Source organism: Arthrobacter sp. NPDC057388 (genome assembly GCF_042668165.1).
GTDB lineage: Bacteria > Actinomycetota > Actinomycetes > Actinomycetales > Micrococcaceae > Arthrobacter.
This window is the reverse complement of sequence record NZ_JBHVBL010000033.1, coordinates 1-19,177: the sequence shown is the minus strand read 5'-3', so window position 1 is coordinate 19,177 and position 19,177 is coordinate 1. Positions and strand designations below refer to the sequence as shown.

At 65.6% G+C, this 19,177-nt stretch carries 20 protein-coding genes; 11 read left to right on the top strand and 9 right to left on the bottom strand.

Annotation, left to right across the window (positions count from 1 at the left end; genetic code table 11):
• Positions 1-16: 16 nt before the first annotated feature.
• From ACFUTU_RS15185 to ACFUTU_RS15165, 5 genes are all read right to left on the bottom strand, one after another.
• The gene (locus ACFUTU_RS15185) at positions 17-1,564 is read right to left on the bottom strand and encodes a carbohydrate-binding domain-containing protein (protein WP_377965675.1); all 1,548 of its coding nucleotides are present in this window, start codon (positions 1,562-1,564) and stop codon (positions 17-19) included.
• A gap of 62 nt (positions 1,565-1,626) precedes the next feature.
• Entirely contained in the window at positions 1,627-2,421 is a 795-nt protein-coding gene (locus ACFUTU_RS15180; RefSeq protein WP_377965673.1) for a polyphosphate polymerase domain-containing protein, read from the bottom strand.
• The gene (locus ACFUTU_RS15175) at positions 2,418-3,110 is read right to left on the bottom strand and encodes a DUF4956 domain-containing protein (protein ID WP_377965671.1); all 693 of its coding nucleotides are present in this window, start codon (positions 3,108-3,110) and stop codon (positions 2,418-2,420) included. The genes ACFUTU_RS15180 and ACFUTU_RS15175 overlap by 4 nt, the downstream gene beginning before the upstream one ends.
• 27 nt (positions 3,111-3,137) lie before the next feature.
• Entirely contained in the window at positions 3,138-4,217 is a 1,080-nt protein-coding gene (locus ACFUTU_RS15170) for a GtrA family protein (protein WP_377965669.1), read from the bottom strand.
• A 9-nt stretch (positions 4,218-4,226) separates the two neighbouring features.
• Positions 4,227-5,213 (bottom strand): phosphodiester glycosidase family protein, encoded by a 987-nt coding sequence (locus ACFUTU_RS15165; RefSeq protein ID WP_377965667.1) that lies wholly within the window; start codon positions 5,211-5,213, stop codon positions 4,227-4,229.
• A 145-nt stretch (positions 5,214-5,358) separates the two neighbouring features.
• Between ACFUTU_RS15165 and ACFUTU_RS15160 the strand changes: the two genes are divergently transcribed.
• The gene (locus tag ACFUTU_RS15160; protein ID WP_377965665.1) at positions 5,359-6,162 is read left to right on the top strand and encodes a thioesterase family protein; all 804 of its coding nucleotides are present in this window, start codon (positions 5,359-5,361) and stop codon (positions 6,160-6,162) included.
• A gap of 104 nt (positions 6,163-6,266) precedes the next feature.
• Positions 6,267-7,016: a biotin/lipoate A/B protein ligase family protein gene (locus ACFUTU_RS15155; protein WP_377965663.1), complete on the top strand. Its 750-nt coding sequence runs from the start codon at positions 6,267-6,269 to the stop codon at positions 7,014-7,016.
• A 72-nt stretch (positions 7,017-7,088) separates the two neighbouring features.
• On the opposite strand, the gene ACFUTU_RS15150 is transcribed toward ACFUTU_RS15155, so the two are convergent.
• A complete protein-coding gene (locus ACFUTU_RS15150) occupies positions 7,089-7,451 on the bottom strand; it encodes a VOC family protein (protein ID WP_377965661.1) in 363 nt (120 codons plus the stop codon).
• A gap of 159 nt (positions 7,452-7,610) precedes the next feature.
• Between ACFUTU_RS15150 and ACFUTU_RS15145 the strand changes: the two genes are divergently transcribed.
• Positions 7,611-7,880, top strand: a complete 270-nt coding sequence (locus tag ACFUTU_RS15145) for a hypothetical protein (RefSeq protein WP_377965659.1) — start codon at positions 7,611-7,613, stop codon at positions 7,878-7,880.
• 111 nt (positions 7,881-7,991) lie between these two features.
• Here ACFUTU_RS15145 and ACFUTU_RS15140 read toward each other — a convergent pair whose 3' ends face one another.
• On the bottom strand, positions 7,992-8,249 hold the full coding sequence (locus tag ACFUTU_RS15140; protein ID WP_078028863.1) for a mycoredoxin: 258 nt from the start codon (positions 8,247-8,249) through the stop codon (positions 7,992-7,994).
• Positions 8,250-8,350: 101 nt separating this feature from the next.
• Here ACFUTU_RS15140 and ACFUTU_RS15135 point away from each other — a divergent pair, with 101 nt between their 5' ends.
• Positions 8,351-9,100, top strand: a complete 750-nt coding sequence (locus tag ACFUTU_RS15135; protein ID WP_377965656.1) for an SOS response-associated peptidase — start codon at positions 8,351-8,353, stop codon at positions 9,098-9,100.
• A gap of 35 nt (positions 9,101-9,135) precedes the next feature.
• On the opposite strand, the gene ACFUTU_RS15130 is transcribed toward ACFUTU_RS15135, so the two are convergent.
• On the bottom strand, positions 9,136-9,558 hold the full coding sequence (locus tag ACFUTU_RS15130; RefSeq protein WP_377965654.1) for a VOC family protein: 423 nt from the start codon (positions 9,556-9,558) through the stop codon (positions 9,136-9,138).
• A 14-nt stretch (positions 9,559-9,572) separates the two neighbouring features.
• Between ACFUTU_RS15130 and ACFUTU_RS15125 the strand changes: the two genes are divergently transcribed.
• Entirely contained in the window at positions 9,573-9,899 is a 327-nt protein-coding gene (locus ACFUTU_RS15125) for a chorismate mutase (protein WP_377965652.1), read from the top strand.
• A 173-nt stretch (positions 9,900-10,072) separates the two neighbouring features.
• Here the strand turns inward: ACFUTU_RS15125 and ACFUTU_RS15120 are convergent, their stop codons facing one another.
• Positions 10,073-10,459, bottom strand: coding sequence for a hypothetical protein (locus ACFUTU_RS15120; RefSeq protein ID WP_377965650.1), 387 nt, complete (start codon positions 10,457-10,459; stop codon positions 10,073-10,075).
• 181 nt (positions 10,460-10,640) lie between these two features.
• On the opposite strand from ACFUTU_RS15120, the gene ACFUTU_RS15115 reads away from it, so the two are divergent.
• From ACFUTU_RS15115 to pdxS, 6 genes are all read left to right on the top strand, one after another.
• Positions 10,641-11,093 carry a hypothetical protein gene (locus ACFUTU_RS15115; protein WP_377965648.1) on the top strand — a complete coding sequence of 151 codons (453 nt, stop codon included), beginning with the start codon at positions 10,641-10,643 and terminating at the stop codon, positions 11,091-11,093.
• Positions 11,090-14,647: a DNA polymerase III subunit alpha gene (locus tag ACFUTU_RS15110; protein ID WP_377965646.1), complete on the top strand. Its 3,558-nt coding sequence runs from the start codon at positions 11,090-11,092 to the stop codon at positions 14,645-14,647. Before ACFUTU_RS15115 ends, ACFUTU_RS15110 begins: the two co-directional genes overlap by 4 nt.
• 192 nt (positions 14,648-14,839) lie before the next feature.
• Positions 14,840-16,804: a threonine--tRNA ligase gene (gene thrS, locus ACFUTU_RS15105; protein ID WP_377965743.1), complete on the top strand. Its 1,965-nt coding sequence runs from the start codon at positions 14,840-14,842 to the stop codon at positions 16,802-16,804.
• Between the two features lie 20 nt (positions 16,805-16,824).
• The gene (locus ACFUTU_RS15100) at positions 16,825-17,412 is read left to right on the top strand and encodes an HIT family protein (RefSeq protein ID WP_377965644.1); all 588 of its coding nucleotides are present in this window, start codon (positions 16,825-16,827) and stop codon (positions 17,410-17,412) included.
• Positions 17,402-18,022: a phosphatidylinositol phosphate synthase gene (gene pgsA / locus ACFUTU_RS15095; RefSeq protein ID WP_377965642.1), complete on the top strand. Its 621-nt coding sequence runs from the start codon at positions 17,402-17,404 to the stop codon at positions 18,020-18,022. Before ACFUTU_RS15100 ends, pgsA begins: the two co-directional genes overlap by 11 nt.
• Positions 18,023-18,183: 161 nt before the next feature.
• Positions 18,184-19,110: a pyridoxal 5'-phosphate synthase lyase subunit PdxS gene (gene pdxS, locus ACFUTU_RS15090; RefSeq protein WP_377965640.1), complete on the top strand. Its 927-nt coding sequence runs from the start codon at positions 18,184-18,186 to the stop codon at positions 19,108-19,110.
• Positions 19,111-19,177: the final 67 nt, after the last annotated feature.

Here is a 19,177-nt window from a genome sequence, read left to right as displayed (position 1 = left end):
GTGTCCCGCGGCCTGTTTACCTGCCGCCCGGCCCGTGTCCCTGGGTGTACTCGCCGGCCGTGACCGTCCCGAGCTCGCTGGCGCCGTCGAGGGAGCCCTCGCCCAGTCCTGACCCGACCTTCGCCGTCCCGCCGGTGAACACCGTGTACTGCTTGCCTGCTTCGATGGCCGGCGACGAAAAGACGAGGGAGGCGCTGGCTTTGGTGGTCACGAACGTGGCCACGAGCTTGCCGTCGGCGCCGGCAAGCTGAACGGTGGTGCCGGCCGGCTGGGTGGAGGTGAACGTGACCTGCACGCCTGACTGGGTGGAGCTTGTTCCGGGTGTGACCACCATGCCTGCGCTTCCTGCCGCGGCGACGGTTCCTCCGCTGACGGCCAGCTCGCCGTTGACGTCCAGGGCGCCGTTGCCGTTGCTTTCGGGGCCGTTGACCACCACGGTGCCACCGGAGATGGAGGCGTTGCCGTTGGAGTCCAGGCCGTCGCCCGCCGAATTGATGGTGAGGGAGCCCCCGGAAATGTCCACTGAGTAGTCGCCAACGGTTTCGCCGCCGCCGGGCCCGCCGCCCATGCCGCCGCCCTGTGTTGCGGTCGAAGCGCCTCCGGAGGCGTTCACGCCGTCGTCGCTGGCGGTCACGGCCACCGCGCCGCCGCTGATGGCGATGTGCTGGGATTCCAGGCCCTCGGAGGATTCGGCTACCGTCACCGATCCGTTGGCGATGGCAAGCTGGTTTTGCGCCTTGACGCCGTCGTCCCCGGCGTTGACGGTCAGCTTGCCGCCGTTGACCAGCAGCCAGCCGCGGCCGTCGTCGGTGTCGTTGTCCGATGTGAAGCCGTCGCCGCCGGCCGTGACCGAGTAGGTGCCGTCCAGCAGCACGGCGTGATCCTTGCCGCGGATGCCGTCGTCAGCGGCGTTCACGGTGACGTTCCCTGCGGCGAGGACGAGACCGTCCTTGGACACGATGCCGTCGTTGTACTGGCCGTTGACGTCCAGGGACCCTGTGCCGGCCAGGGTCAGGTCGGCCATGGAGTAAAGTGCCGCATTCGGAGCATCCGTCCCCTGGTCCGTGTACGTGGCAGCGTCCTTGATCGAGTTGCTGCTGCCTTCCTCGAGGAACACGATGGCCTCATTGGCGCTCTGGACGATGAACGGTGAGCCCGTTGAGCTGGTGAGACTCACGCCGTCGAGGACCACCCGGACCACATCCTCCTCACCGGCGGCGATGACCACCCTGCCGTCGCTGAGGGAGCCGGAAAGCCGGTAGGTGCCGGCCGCCGTGATGGTGACGGTGTCGCCGTCGACTCTTACCCCGGCGGCATTGGCCGCCGCCGTGCTGGCGCCGCCCTTCAGGGTGACAGCGACTTCCTTCGCCGCATCCCAGGTGAGGTCATCGGCGTCGTAGTGGGTGTCTTCGGAGATCGAGGCTGCCGTGACAATCCGCGTGCCGGACGCCGAGCCGGTGCCGGCAGTTCCGCTGGACGCCGTGTTTCCGGAGGCTGAGCAGCCGGCGAGGGTGAGGGCCAGGGCGAAGGCGCCCACGGAGAAGGTCTTAGTGAATTTACGCATGATGGTTCCTTTTGAAGGACTGGGTAAGGGGGAAAAGGAAGGGCTGGAACAGCCGGGCCGGGTCAGGCTGCAGGTACGAGCCGCAGGCTGTGCCTCAGTGTCCGGTTCCAGCGGTTGGCAGGGAGATGCGGGTGAAGCGCGGCCATGCCGGTGGCGAACTTGGAGATCCTGGACGGCCGCACACCGTGCTGCCAGAGATGCCTGTCCAGCGGCCCGGCGGCCGATCCGGATTTGGTCTCGAGAACCACGCTGCCCGTCAGCACCCACGGCTGGCCGTCCCGGGCCTGCCAGGTGACGTCCGAATCGATCGTGGCCCGGCTGCCCGACTCAGGGAGGTACAGGGTGATACGGCGGTATCGGGTTTCCAGGACAGGGCCGAGGGTGCCGGCCGGGACATCGCCAACGGCTGCGGCCAGGGTTTCGTGGACATACTCCAGGCCCTCTGCCGTGATCCGGGAGCGGTCCGCAAGGTCGTAGGGGATGCGTTCCTTGACGGTGGCTGCCCGTGTCCCCTCGGTTTTGACCTCGAGGAAGCTGGTGCCGGTGTCCGTGTAGGTCCGGGTGCGGATCTTGTAGCGGCGGCGGCGCCCGTGTGCGGCCAGCAGGTAGCTGTCCAGTTGCGGGGTGTCGAAGTAGACGGAGTCGTAGGCGAAGGACCGGAGGCCGCCCATTTCGAGGACGCGGGCCTGGCCGCCAAAGGTTGCCAGCACCTGCCTGGCGGTTGCTGCCGGGACCACATACTTCCGGTCCACGCGGGTCTGCAGGGCGGCCGCCGCGTTGAGTTCCTCAAGGCTGATCGGTGGCAGGGCGGTTACATCCATGGTTCCGGCCCCGGCGGTCACGGGTGCGGCGCTCATGCCGCAGCTGCCGGGGCGGGAGCCTGCGTGGCTGGCGACGGAAGCGCTTCGTGCCACCCCGCGGGGTTTCCGGCGGCGCTGTCCGGACCGGCGCTGTCCGGACCTGCGCTGTCCATCCCGGCCATGCCGGTGCGGGTTTCGCGGGCGGGGAGGCAGGCGTACCGGACGTCCACGATGGTCTTGTCGTTCACCAGATCCAGTTCCTGCACCGTGACCGTGTGGACCTTCGCCGCTAGCAGGTCCTCAAGCCGGGCGGTGAGCTCGTCCTCCCGGGAGATCGCGCGGTCCAGGACGACGGTCTGGTGCCGGTAGGCCGGAAGGACCCGGCCGTGGTCGCCCACGAACATCACGGCAAGCACCAGGCCCATGAGGGAGAGCGTCAGCCAGACCGGCTCGACGCCGATGCCCGAGATCAGGCCCAGCGCCAGGGCAGAGAAGTAATAGGCAACTTCGTGCTGGGCCAGCTCGGTGGAACGGAGCCGGATGATCGAGAGAACCCCGAAGAGGCCCAGGCCCAGCCCCAGGCCGGCGGCCGAACCGGAGAGTGCTGTGGCCACGGCCAGGACGCCGATGTTCATTCCGAGGTAGGACACCGCCAGGTCCCTGCGCCGGTGGCGGCGTACATACAGGGCAAAGGTGAGCACGCAGATGGCGATGACGTCTGCGGCGATGAGGATCAGGTGGTTCATGGGAGTTCTCCGGGGTCTCGTGGTTAGCTACTTGCTACGATTCACGGCGAAGCTGTGCCGGGGCTGTGCCGGAACAAGGTCTGGTTTATGACCTGCGGCGAACAGGAACCGCTGCTGGATGGCGTAGCTCACGGCCAAAAGAGCCAGTTCGGTGAGCAGCTTGGCCGGAAGGTCCGCGACGCCGGCGCCTGCGAGCGCCGTCAGAAGTGCATAGTTGGCCATCAGCAGGAAAAGGGCCAGCAGGAAGTACCGGGCCGCGGCGGCGCTCGCGGGCTTGTCGCGGCCGTGCCTGAACACCAGCCTGCGGTTGATCAGGAAGTTGGCCGTGGCGCTCAGGCAGCGTGCGCCGACGACGGCCCCCAGGACAGAGCCGGTGGCGGCGCTGAGGGTGAGGAAAGCCACGGTGTCGATCAGGAAGCCGGCGAAGGACGACAGCAGGAACTTCAGTAGCGGGGCGTATACGCGTATCGAATCCGCGAGCGGCCGGAAATGGGACCCGGCATTGTGGTCCAGATAGATGGTGGCGATGCCTACGCTGGCGATCCTGTATCCCGCCGCCTTCGCCTCGAGGAGGACGTTCAGCTCGTATTCGTAGCGCTCGCCGCCCACCGTCAGGAGCCAGGGCAGCATTCCCGCCGGGTAGCCCCGCAGCCCCGTCTGCGTGTCGGGGATGCGCTCGCCGGTGGCCAGCCGGAACAGCAGCCTGGTGGCGGCATTCCCGATGCGGCTGCGTGCGGGAACGCCGCCGGCGAACGCGCGGGCGCCGAGCACCATCGAGGACGCGTCCGTTCCGGCTCGCTCGGCCACGCGGAGGATGTCCACGACGCTGTGCTGGCCGTCGCTGTCAGCGCACACCACGTCCTGCCCCGGGAACCGGTCCAGGATGAATGCGAAGCCCGTTTTCAGCGCGGAGCCCTTGCCCCGGTTCACCGGATGGGCGATGACGTGCACGCCTGCACGGCGGGCGCCGTCGAAAATCTGCCCGTAGGCCGGACCGCTGCCGTCATCCACGACGACGAGATTGAGGGAAGGGGCTGCGGCGCGGACCGCGCCAATCAGCTCGAGGAGCTGGGCGTCGGGCTCGTATGCGGGGATCAGGATGATCATGGCGGTGCCTCACTTGCCGATGTAGAGGATGTCAGAGGTGCCGCGCTCCCGGTTGGCGCCGAGGGGATTGTTCACCAGGGCGCCGTTGAAAAACATGGTGGAGGAGCCGCCGCCGTCGAGGTTGTATGCGGTCCGGGCACCGAGGTCCTTCATGATCCGGGCCATTCCGGTCATGGTGACGCCCGCGCTGTAACCCGGGCTGCGCCCGTCGACCACCACGAAGACCAGGTGGTTGGCATCAATCAGTCCCACGGCGGTCCGCGGCTGCTCGCCCTGGATGGAGTGGTTGCCGAAGTTGGTGTCCACCTCGATGTCCTCGATGCCGTCCGCGACCTGGCTGTCAAGGACAATCGCCGGTCCGAAGGACAGCGTGTTCCAGGCGCCGTCGGCAACCAGCTCCTTGGCGTTCGTGGCGGTTTCGTCGTAGACCTTCACGGTTCCGTCCCGGTAGAAGGCCAGCCCCTGGCGGGCGCCCTCGTCCCGGTAGGTAACGCCGTTGCGGATGACGATGCCGGTGTCCCGGAAGCCGTAGTAGTCGCCGTTGATGGCGAAGACGGCATTGTGGGCGGCAGCAATTTCCGAGGTGGTCTGGGTGATGTTCTCCCCGAAGCTGTCGTTGGCGAACGCGGACTTGAGCGTCGTCGCGTCGTCAAGGACGACGTCGGCAACGTAGTACGTGACGGTGCCGTCACCGCTGCCGGTGGCCACCGTGGAGATTTTGATGGTAGTGCCGTTGCCCGTATAGGAGGTGTCGGTGAGGGAGGCGGCGGACCCAGCCGTGGTGGTCCCGGCAGACACACCCTGCGCGGCCTCGTAGGCCGACACATCGGAGATTTCCACGTGCTGGACCACGAACCGGTCCAGCGCCCAGGCGGTGGCGCCGCCCGCGGAGAGTACAAGCGCGGCGCCTGCCGTGAGGAAGGCCCGGCGGGATGGCTTTCTTACCTGTTTGCCGTGCTGGCGCACTTCGGTGGGGGAGTTCTGCTGTGGTGTCATGCATCATTTGTATGGACCTGACTTATGCCTGCTGTGAGCCGGACATTTGAGGAAGCTGTGAAAGGGTTCGGCCGGGGAAGGGTTCCCTGCGCCGGAAGCGATAGGGTGATCCGGGATTACCCATTACGCTTCGAAGGAGTCACCGTTGACTGCTGAACTCCCGGAACTTGCCGACGGCGAGTTCTATTACCAGGACCTCGGCGGCGGCCGTTTCCGCTCCTCCATCCACGCCCAGGGCGCCTGGAACGCCCACGAACAGCACATGGCGCCGGCGTCGGGCCTCATGGCGGACCGTCTGGAGCGGCACGAGAGCCGGGACGACATGCGGATGGCCCGGCTCAGCTACGAAATCCTGGGCCTGATCCCTGGCGGCGAATTTGAAATCGTCACCACCACGCTCCGGCCGGGACGCACGATCGAGCTGGTGCAGGCCGAACTCGTGGCGGCGGAGCGCGTGGCCATCAGGGCTACAGCCTGGCGGATGATCACCAGTGACACGTCCGCAGTTGCCGCCGTCGAGGACGGGCCCATTCCTTCGCCGGAAGAATGCAAGCCCTACGACGGCGCGAGCGTGTGGCCCGGAGGCTACATCCGTTCCCTGGAGATGCGGGTGGCGGGGGGCCACCGGCCCGGCGCCGGGAAAGTGTGGCTGCGCACGGAGCATCCGTTGACAGACGGAAAGGACAGCTCGGACATGGCCCGGCTCCTCGGACTCGTGGACACGGCCAACGGCATCGCCGCGCGGGTGCCTCCGGGCAGGGACAGCTACGCTTTCCCGAACCTTGACCTCCAGATCCACATGTACCGGCGGCCGGAGGGAGAGTGGCTGGGACTGGACAACGCCGTCTCCTTTGGCGCCGACGGCATCGGCCTCACCTCCACGGTGCTCCATGATCTGTCCGGGCCGTTCGGGCGGGCGGAACAGATCCTCACACTGCGCAAATCCTGACCACTGCCGGCATGGCGGCAGTTTGGCACGGCCCGGCGTACCCTAGATGGGGCCGGTCGGCCGGCGATTCACCGATGCAATATGACCATAAGGGAGCTAGCAACATGCAGCAGGCCGGGGCTGATTCACGAAGCCTGACTCTCGTCAGGCAGGAGCAGTCCCTGGGCGCGGTCCGGGACCTCGACTTCGGGATTGAGTTGCTGGGCAAGGCCAGGGCAGGGGACATCGGACCCACCCTCCGGCTGTACCGGCCCGCGCCGACCGTCGCCTTTGGCCAGCGGGACACCCGCCTGCCCGGCTTCGGCGCTGCCGCCCAGGCGTGCCGGGACCTGGGGTTCGAGCCGCTGATCCGCAAGGCCGGGGGCCGCGCTGCTGCCTACCACGAAGGCACCCTCATCATCGACCATGTGGAGCCGCACAGCGACGCGATCGCCGGAGCCAAAGGCCGGTTCGCGTTTTTCGGCGGGATGCTGGCTCAGGCCCTGCAGAACGTGGGCGTGCATGCCGCCGTCGGGGAGATCCCGGGGGAGTACTGCCCGGGCGAGTACAGCGTGCACGGCTTTGCGCCCATTGCCCCCGCTCACAAGATCAAGCTGGTGGGCACAGCCCAGCGTGTGGTGTCCGGTGCCTGGCTGTTCAGCTCCGTCGTCGTGGTGGAAAACTCGGCACCCATCCGTGAGGTCCTGACCGCGAGTTATGCTGCCCTCGGCCTGGACTGGGAGCCGGCGACCGCCGGTGCGGCCAACGACCTGGTGCCCGGCCTTGACGTGCAGACCGTCGAGGATGCCGTGGTCCGCACGTACGCGGATTACGCCACAATGGGCTCCGCCGACTTCAGCAGCCTTCGCGCCTAGCGCTGCATCCTGCGTCTACTCCGTGTTCCTGCGTCTACCCTGTGTACTTGCCTCTACTCCGTGTTCCTGCGTCTATTCCGTGGCCGCAGGGATCTGGCAGATCATCAGGACGTTCCCGTCCGGATCGCGGAAGTTGAACCATTGGTCATCATTGACATCCGTGAGCTCCACGCCGCGGGTCTCCATAAACGCGTGGGCAGCATGGATATCGGCGGTGTTGAAGTGGAACGCGGGAACCTGGAAAACGGCGCCAGGGGAGTAGATCCTGCTGTCCAGGACCAGACCGGCCCCCTCCATCGGGAGTATGTACAGATGGTCGAGCAGGACTTTGCCATCGGCGGGCACGCCCAGCATGCCGCAGTACCAGTCGCGGGCTTCCTCGATATCGCTGACGGGAACGAAGACGGTACCTATCTGCGGGGAAACTGGATTCACAGCAATCCTTTGGAACGCGGGAAGGAACTCGAACTGTAACGCGCCGGACCGGCAGTCGCCGGGGGCGGGGTCCGCCCGGTTTTTTCGTACCCAGGCCTGTCGCTTTCAAACGCGGAGGGGAGGACGATTAAAGAACAGCCGCTGAACAGGAGGTCGGTGATGTGCTATTCATCGCGGGCGGATTTTGGCTGGGACACCGGGCAGGATGCCGTCCGTAAGCCGGAGGTGCACCGGAAACCCGAGGTGCAACTGGAGCCGGCGCCGCCGCAGGCCGCGACAAGGAAACCGGCTCCGGTGGCTTATGCGGAATCCCACAGCCATGCGGACGACACCAGGCTGTGGGCTTTTCTGGCAAGCCGCAAGGAGCCCCGCAGCAAGGAAGTGCACGCGCCCGGGACGGTGCCGGACCGGATCGGCGAAAAGGTCTGACTCGCCGGAGAAGCGAACAACGGACAGCACGGGAGCAGTACAGGCAGTCAAACAGTAAAGGCACCGGTTCTCCGGTGCCTTTACTGGTGAAACATAACTGTGGCGTCGGCCCTATGCGGCGAGCCTGCTCTTGACCTCGGCTGCGGACGGATTCGTCGCAGCCGTGCCGTCCGGGAAGAGAACGGTCGGGACGGTGCGGTTGCCGCCGTTGATCTGCTCCACGAGCTCGGCCGTGCCGTCAACCTCTTCAATGTTGATCTCGGTGTAGCCAATGCCCTGGGCGTCCAGCTGCTTCTTCAGCCGGTTGCAGTATCCGCACCACGTGGTCGAGAACATGGTGATGGTGCCGTCTTCGGGGGTAAAGTCCACGGGCTCTCCTCTGATTGATATGGACCTGTCGGTTCCTTCCCCTCAACGGTAACCCGGGCACCGGTATTCCCCAGCCTCTGTTGCGATGGCATGCTGGTGCCATGTGTGGACGTTACGTCATGGCCCGGGCAGTGGGGGATCTGCTGGCCGAATTCGATGCCGAACTTGAGAACGAAACCGAGATCCCGCCGTCGTGGAACGTGGCGCCGACTGATGGTGCGCCCATAGTCCTGGAGCGGCTTATCGACGGGGCCACTGCGCGCCAGCTGCACGTCGCCCGGTGGGGCCTGGTGCCTTCCTGGGCAAAAAGCCCGGGCATCGGCGCAAAGATGATCAACGCCAGGAGTGAGTCGGTCCTCGAGAAGCCGGCGTTCCGCAAGGCCGTCCAGTCGCGGCGCTGCGCGGTTCCGGCAGACGGGTACTACGAATGGAAACAGGGCGAGGGCCGCAGCAAGCAGCCGTATTACGTCCATCCCCGGGACGACTCCGCCATGGCCTTCGCCGGGCTGTATGAGTGGTGGAAGGACCCCGCGGTGCCGCCGGGTGAGCCCGGCCAATGGCTGCTTTCCATGTCCATCATGACGGCGGACTCGCCGCCGGCAGGCACCGAAGGCACTGTATTCGCCGAGTTGACGGCGCTCCACGACCGCGTCCCTCTGCCGATGAGCCGTGCCACCATGTCGGCGTGGCTTGATCCGCAGGTGGACGACGCCGCCGGCCTCGTGGACCTCGTCCGGTCCGGCGTTAAGGACGTTGCCGCAGGCTGGCGGGTGGATTCCGTGGGCAAGGCGGTGGGCAATGTCCGCAACAACTCCCCGGATCTCATCGAACCGGTCGAGGCCCTCTTCTGAGGCGCCTTTTATGAGCCGGGGGCCGGACCTGCCAATCAGACGGTGACCCGGCCGCCGTCGTCCACTGTCCACGTGGGGTTGAACGCAATCTCCCAGCGGAAGCCGTCCGGATCTGCGAAGTATCCGGTGTACCCGCCCCACGGCTGCGTCTTGGGGGGAGATACGACGGCGGCGCCGGCGGACTCAGCCTGGGCCATCACCCGGTCCACTTCTTCAGAACTGCGGACGTTGTGGCTGAGCGTAATGCAGGGCACTGCCGCGGGCGCATCGACGGCGGCCTCGGCCTGCATCTGCGCGGCGTCCCACAGGGAGAGAATCAGCCCGTGGTTCGCCTGGATAAACACCACCTCGCCGGGAACCTCACGGTGAACCGGCCAGCCCAGCCCATCCACATAAAAGCGGCGGGAGGCGGCCACGCTGCGCACTCCCAACGAAATAATATCGACTCTGGGCTGCATGGTTCGATACTGTCATGAACATGGCCACAAATCACGGAGACGAGAAAACCGCCCAGGCTGACCGGGAACAGCTCGCCGCCGTCAGGATCGCAGTGGACGAGGTGGACGAGCAGATCGTCACGCTGATCGCCCGCCGCGAGCGCCTGATCCGCATCGCGGGAACGCTAAAGGGGGACGACGCCGAAGTGCGCGCCCCGGGACGCGTGGAGCGGGTCATCGAGCACGTACGCTCAGCCGCCGAGAAAAAAGAAATTGACCCGGACATCGTGGAAACCACGTACCGGGCCATGATCTCGAAGTTCATCGAGCTCGAGATGAAAATCCACAACGACAACAGCTGAGCTGTTGCCTCTGCGGCGGACAGGTTCGGTGCGTTCTGTCCGCATAGGCATGTGGCCTGCTGGGGGCGCGGGCTTGGTGACAGGCGCTGGCTCGATGGCAGGCATGCTGGGGCTCTGCAAGAGCGGATCCGGACCGGTCCCCGATGCCGCCTGCCCTGTAGAGCCGTAGCCCTCTAGAGCTTCTCCTCGACGGGGACGCCGGACTGGAATTCCCGCCCGTCGGCCTCGCTGAACGCGGACATGAGGTGGCTCTTGTCGAGCCCCAGGACCGTGCTCATCGGGAAGTTGCCCGTGATGGTGTTGCCCGAGTGCTCGACGCTGCTGAGATCGAAGTTCTCCTCGGTGCCGTCATGGCTGAAGGAGTAGATCGAGACCGCCTCGCCGTTCATGAACTCGATTCCCAGCCTCCGTTGATGTGAATAATCCGGAGTGGCAGCCACGAGCCCCACAACAAAGGCTCCCGATGCTGGAATGCTGCCGTCGATATCAAACTTGGCCACCAATGTGCTTTCTTTGGCGGCGATGCTTACCTGCTTCAGGAGCGCGTCATTGGAACTCATGGGACCATCCTGCCCTGTGAGCCGCCGTCCGTCCACACCCATCTGGGTTTTGTCCTAGCTCCGGCGTAGACTGAAGTTGTTCGAATACATGTTCGAATAACTGCTTCGAATAACTGTTGTGAATCCCTGCTTCCAAAGCTTGCGTATTTGCAGCAGGATGAGTCTGGTTCCGGAGGTACCCATGGGATTGTTCAGCGAGCCTGTCGACGTCGTTTGCGCACCCACCGGAGAACCTGCCGAGCTTCGGTGGGGCGGCAAGGAATACCGGGTCTGCGCTGAACCAATGCGGTGGTATGAACGCCGCCAATGGTGGGTCGAGGAGCGGCGTGCCCCGTTGGGCAGCGGACCCGGCCTTGTGGACCATGAGATCTGGCGGGTGCAGGTTCTGCCTGCCGGCAGAAACCGGATGCCTGACAGCCCGGCCCCTGAAGCCACAGAACCTGACATCACAGATCCTGACATCACAGACCCTGACACTCCAGCCCTGGAAATCCAGGCAACTGAACCACCTGAACCGTTGACCCTTGATCTGGTGCGGCATGCCGGACGCTGGCGGCTGCTCAGGATCCATGACGCCCTCCGCACCAAAGACGTGCCCCGGCCCAAAGACGTACCCCGACCCAAATCAGCATGAGCTTCACTCACCTTCACGTTTCCACCGCCTTCAGCGCGCACTACGGTGTTTCCTGGCCCGATGAACTCGCCCAGGCGGCAGCCGCCCAAGGGGCCACCGCCCTTGGCTGCACCGACCGGGACGGCCTGTACGGCACCGTAAAACACCTCAAGGCATGCATGGCTGCCGGGATTGACCCGGTTGTCGGCGTCGATCTGTCCGTGTTCGACGACGAGGGGGACCATGAGGCCGGGATGCCCGCTGAGCAGGTTTCAGCGGCCCGGTCCGCCAAAACCCGCTATTCGGCGGCGCGGGTCACCGGCCGGGTTGTGGTCCTGGCCCATGGCCACAACAACGGGGCAGGATACAAAGCGTTGTGCCGGCTGATCTCCGACGCACATGCCCGCACTTCGGGCAAGGCCGGCGGAACGGTGCCCGTTGCGGTCACCAGGGCTGAACTCGCCTCGCGCGTCCTGGACCCGGAAACCCTGAAGCCGGTGCTCACCGTGCTGCTGGGGCCGGATTCCGACGTCGGCCTCGCACTGGGCGGGCGGCGGTACCTCCGCCCCCGCACCCTGTTCAAGGGCTGGCTGGACGCCCTGCCGGCCGGAAGCGTCGCAGCGGAGATCGTTACCCACCTCAGCGCTCCGGGTGAGCCGTTGAGCACTGCCCACGCCGTCCGCATGCTCAAGCTGGCGCAGGAGTATGGCGTTCCGGCAGTGCTTACCAATGCTGTGCGCTACTGCGCGGAGGACGGGGCAGCCACAGCCGACGTCCTGGATTCAGCACGCACGCTCAAGTCTCTTCCCGAGCTGTCCGCCGCGCCGCAGCTCCAGCCCAACGGGCAGGGCTGGCTGAAAACCCCGGACCAGATGGTGGAGCTGGGCAAGGAAATTATCCATGCCGCAGGATATGGGACCGCAGACCTCCAGGTGCTGCTGGCGCAAACAGAGGCGCTCGCGGACAGGTGCCGGATGGATCCCGAATCTGACATGGGCTGGAAGCAGCCTGTGGTGCCAGAGGCCGCCGTTATTGGCATTGAGGGAGATCCGCTGGCAGAACTGGCCCAGCGCTGCGAGGCCGGTATTGCGCGACGGTTCCCCGGCATCTCCGGGAAGGCGGAGGCGGACATGCGCGCCCGGCTGCAGCATGAACTGAAGATCATTGCCCGCCTCGGTTTCGCCTCCTACTTCCTCACGGTCGCCGAGGTTTCCCGCATGATCATCGACATGGGTGTGAGGGCAGCGGCCCGGGGGTCGGGTGCATCCAGCCTGGTCAACTACCTGATCGACATCAGCCAGGTTAACCCGCTCCAGCACGACCTGATTTTCGAACGGTTCCTCTCCGGTGACAGGTCCACGCTCCCTGACATCGACATCGACGTCGAAAGTGCAGAACGGCACAACGTCTACCGGAAGATTTTCGAACGTTTCGGCTCACAGCGCGTCACGCTGATGAGCATGCAGAACGGTTACCGCGCTCGCGGTGCGGTGCGGGACGCCGGAATGGCGTTGGGGATGGACGACGGCGATGTCGGGGAAATCGCCAAGCAACTGTGGCGCTTTTCGGCCAGGAAATTCCGGGAGGCGCTGGAGGAGAAGCCAGAACTCCGCGAATTCGCCGGCAGGGTGGAACAGCGCAATTTTGCCGAAAACCAGCAGCTTGACCTGCTGGTGGACCTCACCGAACGGCTGGACCGGCTGCCGCGCCACATCTCCATGCATCCCTGCGGCGTGATCCTCGGTGATGCCACTTTGCTGGACCGGACCCCCGTCCAGCCCAGCGGCCTTGGCCTGCCCATGAGCCAGTTCGACAAACACGACATGGATCCCATGGGCATGCTGAAGCTTGATGTCCTGGGCGTCCGGATGCAAAGCGCCATGGCCTTTGCCGTGCGGGAGATCATCCGCATTCATCCCTCCAAGGCTGAAGTGGTGGCCGCCGGCGCCCACCCTGCCGGCCCTGGCGGCACCGGGCCTGACTACATCAGGGAGGACGGCCTGATCGACCTCAATGCCGTGCCCCTGGACGATGAGCCAACGTACGAGCTGATCAGGAGCACCCACACGCTGGGGTGTTTCCAGATCGAATCTCCCGGCCAGCGGGAGTTGGTGGGCAAAATGGCCCCACGGGAGTTCAACGACCTCATCATCGACATCTCGCTGTTCCGCCCGGGGCCCATGAAATCGGACATGGTCCGGCCCTTCCTCGAACACCGGCACGGTTTCGCGCCGGAGACTTACCCGCATCCGGACCTCAAGCCGGTGCTGCAGGAAACCCACGGGGTGACGGTCTTCCACGAGCAGATCCTTCGGACCTTTGACGTGATGACCGGCTGCGGACTGGCCAAGGCCGACGAGTTCCGGAGGGCGTTGAGCAGCGAGGTCGGGGAAGCCCAGGTCGAGGAGTATTTCCGCCGCGAGGCAAAGGCCAGGGGTTACTTGCCGGACGTCGTGGACAAGGTCTGGGGCACCCTGAAATCGTTCGCGAGCTTTGGTTTCTGCAAAGCCCACGGTGCTGCTTTCGCCGTTCCCACCTATCAGTCTGCCTGGCTGAAGGCCCACCACCCCGAGGCATTCCTTGCGGGGCTGTGGGAACACGACCCCGGGATGTACCCCAAGCGGCTCCTGGTTGCCGAAGCGCGGCGCATGGGCATCCCCATCCTGCCTTTGGACATCAACCGCAGCGGCGCGGAATACCGGGTGGAGCGTGTCGCGGAAGGGGCAGATGCAGGAAAGCTGGGTATCCGGCTGAGCCTCAACGGCATTTTCGGACTTTCCGGGTCCGAACTGAAACGTATCGTTGCCGGCCAGCCCTATGACTCCCTCGCCGATCTGAGGGACCGCTCACGGCTGAGCAAGCCAAGCATCAAGCGGCTCGCCCAGCTGGGGGCCTTCGACTCCCTGCACCGGGAATCCGGCGGGACGGCCAACCGGGCGGACCTTGTCCACCACCTGCAAATCCTGCAGGGCAAGCCTTCGAAGAAAGGGGCAGACGTCATTGACGGCCAGCTCGCGCTCCCGCTGGGGGATGTTGAACTGCGGAACGTCAAGGCCGGCCTTCCGGAGCCCACCACGGTGGAAAATGTCCGGGCGGAACTTGACCTGATGGCTGTTGACGTCAGCGAACACCTGATGTCCAGCCACCGGCCGCTCCTGGAACGGCTTGGCGTCACCACCGCGGACAAGCTGCTGGGGTTGCGCAACGGCACCGAGGTCCTGGTGGCCGGGGTCAGGATTGCCACCCAGACGCCGCCCATGCGCGGGGGCAGGAGGGTGGTCTTCATCAGCATCGACGATGGCACCGGGTGCGTCGACTCCGTGTTCTTCCATGAAGCCCAGGAGCATGCCGGCCCGCTGCTGTTCGGCACCCGCCTGCTGCTGATCCGCGGGACCACCCGGCGGACCGGCCCGCGCGGCATCAGCCTCAGCGCCAGCATGGCCTGGGACCTCAGCCAGGTGGACACCCTGCCGTTCCCTGAAACCGAACACAGCTCCGTGACGGCGGAAATCAGACAGCCTGGGCCTCTGGAGGGCATCAGCAGGAACCTGGCCATCACCGGGCTGGGAAGCTGACCTGTCCTGGCCCTTTTCAACGGCTCCCAGTGCCCCCAGCCGTGGCGCTTTGGTTCGCCACTTCAGCAACAGATAACATTGACGAGGCTGGCTGTGGTCCCCGTACGCCACAAGCTACGAAGCCTGAACTTTGAATAGGAGACACCCGTGTCAGATGCCCAGCAGATCACCCTCATCGTCGATGGCGAAGAAATGAAGGTGACTACCGGGACCACCGGCGCGGAACTCTTCTTTGAGCGCCGCGATGTCGTGGTGGCCCGGGTCGACGGTGAACTCAAGGACCTGGACCAGCCCCTTCCCGAGGGCGCCGAGGTTGAAGGCGTCACCATCGATTCCCCCGACGGGCTCAACGTGCTGCGCCACTCTACCGCCCACGTCATGGCACAGGCCGTGCAGCAGCTGCGCCCGGACGCCAAACTTGGCATTGGCCCCTACATCACGGACGGGTTCTACTTCGACTTCGATGTCGCCGAGCCCTTCACCCCGGAGGACCTGCGCCAGCTGGAAAAGATGATGCTCAAGATCGTCAACCAGAACCAGAAGTTCGTCCGCCGCGTCGTCTCCGAGGACGAGGCCCGCGAGGCCATGAAGAACGAGCCCTACAAGCTCGAACTGCTGGGCAAGAAGAACGACGCCGCCGACGCCGGCGAGGGTGTCAACGTCGAGGTCGGCGCCGGCGACATCACCATCTACGACAACGTGGACCGCAAGAGCGGGGACAGTGTGTGGTGCGACCTCTGCCGCGGCCCCCACCTGCCCAACACCAAGCTCATCTCCAACGCCTTCGCCCTGACCCGGTCCTCGGCCGCGTACTGGCTGGGCAACCAGAACAACCAGCAGCTGCAGCGCATCTACGGCACCGCGTGGCCCACCAAGGACGCCCTGAAGGCATACCAGGAACGCATCGCCGAGGCCGAGCGCCGCGACCACCGGAAGCTGGGCGCCGAGCTTGACCTGTTCTCCTTCCCCGACGAGCTGGGATCCGGCCTGCCGGTCTTCCACCCCAAGGGCGGCATCATCCGCAAGGCCATGGAGGACTACTCCCGGCAGCGCCACGTGGACGCCGGCTATGAGTTCGTCTACACCCCGCACATCACCAAGGGACACCTGTACGAGGTCTCCGGCCACCTGGACTGGTACCGCGACGGCATGTTCCCGGCGATGCACATCGACGCGGAGCACAACGAGGACGGCACGGTCCGCAAGCCCGGCCAGGACTACTACCTGAAGCCGATGAACTGCCCCATGCACAACCTCATCTTCCGCTCACGCGGCCGGTCCTACCGCGAACTGCCGCTGCGGCTCTTCGAGTTCGGCTCGGTGTACCGCTACGAGAAGTCCGGTGTGGTCCACGGCCTGACCCGGGTGCGGGGCATGACACAGGACGACGCCCACATCTACTGCACCCGCGAGCAGATGAAGGACGAGCTCACTACCACGCTGAACTTCGTCCTGGGCCTGCTCAAGGACTACGGCCTTGACGACTTCTACCTCGAGCTGTCCACCAAGAACGAGGACAAGTTCGTCGGCGACGACGCCACCTGGGAGGAAGCCACACGCACCCTCGCCGAAGTGGCAGAGGCGTCCGGACTGGAACTGGTCCCGGACCCGGGCGGAGCCGCGTTCTACGGACCCAAGATCTCTGTCCAGGCCAAGGACGCACTGGGCCGCACCTGGCAGATGTCCACGATCCAGCTGGACTTCAACCTGCCTGAACGCTTTGAGCTCGAGTTCCAGGCCGCTGACGGAACCCGCCAGCGTCCCGTCATGATCCACCGGGCCCTGTTCGGCTCCGTGGAGCGGTTCATGGGTGTGCTCACCGAGCACTACGCAGGCGCCTTCCCGGCCTGGCTTGCCCCCGTGCAGGTGGTGGGCATCCCCGTGGCCGAGGCCTTCAACGATTACATGTTCGACGTCGTTGACAAGCTCAAGGCTGCCGGCATCCGCGCCGAGGTGGACATCTCCTCGGACCGCTTCCCGAAGAAGATCCGTACGGCCAGCAAGGACAAGATTCCGTTCGTGCTGATCGCCGGCGGAGAGGACGCCGAGGCGGGGGCAGTCTCCTTCCGGTTCCGGGACGGCAGCCAGGACAACGGCGTGCCCGTCGAAGAGGCCGTCCAGCGGATCGTGGACGCCGTCCGCAACCGGACAAGCTAGCCGCGGCGGAGGGGGCACACGTGCAGGAGAACACGGGGTCGGGCTATCCGGGCGACGCGGAAGTGACGGACGATTTTGGCCTGGCCGGCGTTCCGGATGCTTTCCAGCGGCTGTGGACTCCGCACCGCATGGCCTACATCAAGGGCGGACAGCACCAGTTCAAAAACCAGGACGACTGCCCGTTCTGCATCGCGCCTGCCCGTACCGACGAGGAATCGCTCATCGTGTACCGCGGACGCACATGCTATGTGGTGCTCAACCTGTTCCCGTACAACCCCGGGCACCTGCTGGTGTGCCCCTACCGCCATATCCCGGACTACACGGACCTGACAGTGGAGGAAACCGCTGAATTCGCCGACCTGACGCAGACCGCCATGCGGGTGCTGCGGAAGGTGGCCAATCCCGGCGGCTTTAACCTCGGCATGAACCAGGGCGTCGTGGGCGGGGCGGGCATCGCGGGCCACCTGCACCAGCACATCGTTCCGCGCTGGGGCGGGGACGGAAACTTCTTCCCGATCATCGCCCAGACCAAGGCGATCACGCAGACGCTGGACGAGGTCCGCCAGCAGGTCGCCGACGCCTGGCCCGGGGAGACGCATGCTGAATAGGCATGCCCGCGGGTTCTTCACCGCGCTGTTCACCCCGATTGCACGCTGGCTGTTAAGAATGGGCGTCTCACCGGACGCCATCACCATTGTGGGAACCGCCGGGGTGGTGGTCGGCGCCCTGGTGTTCTATCCCTTGGGACAGCTGTTCTGGGGAACAGTCTTTATCACCGCGTTCATTTTCTCCGACGTCATCGACGGAATCATGGCGCGGATGCAGAACCTCGGCGGGCGCTGGGGCAACTTCCTGGACTCCACGCTGGACAGGCTGGCAGACGGCGCCCTCTTCGCCGGGGTCGCCATCTGGTTTTTCACCGGCGGTGCCAACGCGCCCATAGCCGTTGCCGCCGTCGTCTGCCTTGTTCTGGGCATGGTGGTTTCCTATGTCCGGGCGAAAGCCGAATCCCTCGGCTTCCAGGCGAACGTGGGCATCGCCGAACGCGCTGAACGGCTGGTCTCCGTCCTGGTGATCACCGGCCTGACCGGCGTGGGGCTGCCGCCCGTGGTGCTGTTGGCGACCCTGGTGCTGCTGGCCCTGGCGAGCCTGGTCACGGTGGTCCAGCGCGTCCTCGCGGTGCGTGTCCAGTCGCTGGAAGACTCCGAGCAGACCTGATTAGGCCGCGCCGCCCCTGATTAAGCCGCGCCCCCGCGGTGGGACTAGTATATTAGAACTGCCGGTCAATGGATCCGGTGTTCCGGTGTGTGCAAAAAACGGCATGTCCTTGCCGCCTGCACTGCCGGCGAAAGGTCATCTAGCTACCCATAGGGGTTTTTGTGTCTACACCTGATGTAAGCAACGAAGCCGGCTCGTCCGCCAACAGCGTGACGGGCAGCAGCCGTGTGAAGCGCGGCATGGCCGAGATGCTCAAGGGCGGCGTCATCATGGACGTCGTCAACGTCGAGCAGGCCCGCATCGCCGAAGATGCCGGTGCCGTTGCCGTTATGGCGCTCGAGCGCGTCCCGGCCGACATCCGCGCCCAGGGCGGCGTGTCCCGCATGTCCGATCCGGACATGATCGACCAGATCATCGACGCCGTGTCCATCCCGGTCATGGCCAAGGCCCGCATCGGCCACTTCGTCGAGGCCCAGGTCCTGCAGTCCCTCGGTGTCGACTACATCGATGAGTCCGAGGTCCTGACCCCGGCCGACTACGTCAACCACATCGACAAGTGGAACTTCACGGTTCCCTTCGTCTGCGGTTCCACCAACCTCGGTGAGGCGCTGCGCCGGATCAACGAGGGCGCGGCCATGATCCGCTCCAAGGGCGAGGCCGGCACCGGTGACGTCTCCAACGCCACCGGCCACATGCGCCAGATCCGCGCCGAGATCGCCAAGCTCGCGGCCCTGCCCGAGGACGAGCTGTACGTCGCGGCCAAGGAACTGCAGGCACCGTACGAACTGGTCAAGGAAGTTGCCGCCACCGGCAAGCTCCCGGTGGTGCTGTTCACCGCCGGCGGCATCGCCACCCCGGCTGACGCCGCGATGATGATGCAGCTCGGCGCCGACGGCGTGTTCGTCGGTTCGGGCATCTTCAAGTCCGGCAACCCGGCCCAGCGTGCCGCCGCCGTCGTGAAGGCTACCACCTTCTTCGATGACCCGGACGTCATCGCCAAGGCCTCCCGCGGCCTGGGTGAAGCCATGGTCGGCATCAACGTCGACGAGATCCCGCAGCCGCACCGCCTCGCCGAGCGCGGCTGGTAAGTCTCTTTTTTGGGGGCGCCGGACGGCGCTTCTGGTTATTACGACGACGGCCGGTCACCTTCCGAGG

What these genes read in the sequence shown, in the direction of transcription:
- ACFUTU_RS15185 (WP_377965675.1), bottom strand. Translation starts at nt 1,564, where the DNA reads ATGCGTAAATTCACTAAGACCTTCTCCGTGGGCGCCTTCGCCCTGGCC.
- ACFUTU_RS15180 (WP_377965673.1), bottom strand. Translation starts at nt 2,421, where the DNA reads ATGAGCGCCGCACCCGTGACCGCCGGGGCCGGAACCATGGATGTAACC.
- ACFUTU_RS15175 (WP_377965671.1), bottom strand. Translation starts at nt 3,110, where the DNA reads ATGAACCACCTGATCCTCATCGCCGCAGACGTCATCGCCATCTGCGTG.
- ACFUTU_RS15170 (WP_377965669.1), bottom strand. Translation starts at nt 4,217, where the DNA reads ATGATCATCCTGATCCCCGCATACGAGCCCGACGCCCAGCTCCTCGAG.
- ACFUTU_RS15165 (WP_377965667.1), bottom strand. Translation starts at nt 5,213, where the DNA reads ATGACACCACAGCAGAACTCCCCCACCGAAGTGCGCCAGCACGGCAAA.
- ACFUTU_RS15155 (WP_377965663.1), top strand. Translation starts at nt 6,267, where the DNA reads ATGCAGCAGGCCGGGGCTGATTCACGAAGCCTGACTCTCGTCAGGCAG.
- ACFUTU_RS15145 (WP_377965659.1), top strand. Translation starts at nt 7,611, where the DNA reads ATGTGCTATTCATCGCGGGCGGATTTTGGCTGGGACACCGGGCAGGAT.
- ACFUTU_RS15135 (WP_377965656.1), top strand. Translation starts at nt 8,351, where the DNA reads ATGTGTGGACGTTACGTCATGGCCCGGGCAGTGGGGGATCTGCTGGCC.
- ACFUTU_RS15130 (WP_377965654.1), bottom strand. Translation starts at nt 9,558, where the DNA reads ATGCAGCCCAGAGTCGATATTATTTCGTTGGGAGTGCGCAGCGTGGCC.
- ACFUTU_RS15125 (WP_377965652.1), top strand. Translation starts at nt 9,573, where the DNA reads ATGAACATGGCCACAAATCACGGAGACGAGAAAACCGCCCAGGCTGAC.
- ACFUTU_RS15120 (WP_377965650.1), bottom strand. Translation starts at nt 10,459, where the DNA reads ATGAGTTCCAATGACGCGCTCCTGAAGCAGGTAAGCATCGCCGCCAAA.
- ACFUTU_RS15115 (WP_377965648.1), top strand. Translation starts at nt 10,641, where the DNA reads ATGGGATTGTTCAGCGAGCCTGTCGACGTCGTTTGCGCACCCACCGGA.
- ACFUTU_RS15110 (WP_377965646.1), top strand. Translation starts at nt 11,090, where the DNA reads ATGAGCTTCACTCACCTTCACGTTTCCACCGCCTTCAGCGCGCACTAC.
- thrS (WP_377965743.1), top strand. Translation starts at nt 14,840, where the DNA reads ATGAAGGTGACTACCGGGACCACCGGCGCGGAACTCTTCTTTGAGCGC.
- pgsA (WP_377965642.1), top strand. Translation starts at nt 17,402, where the DNA reads ATGCTGAATAGGCATGCCCGCGGGTTCTTCACCGCGCTGTTCACCCCG.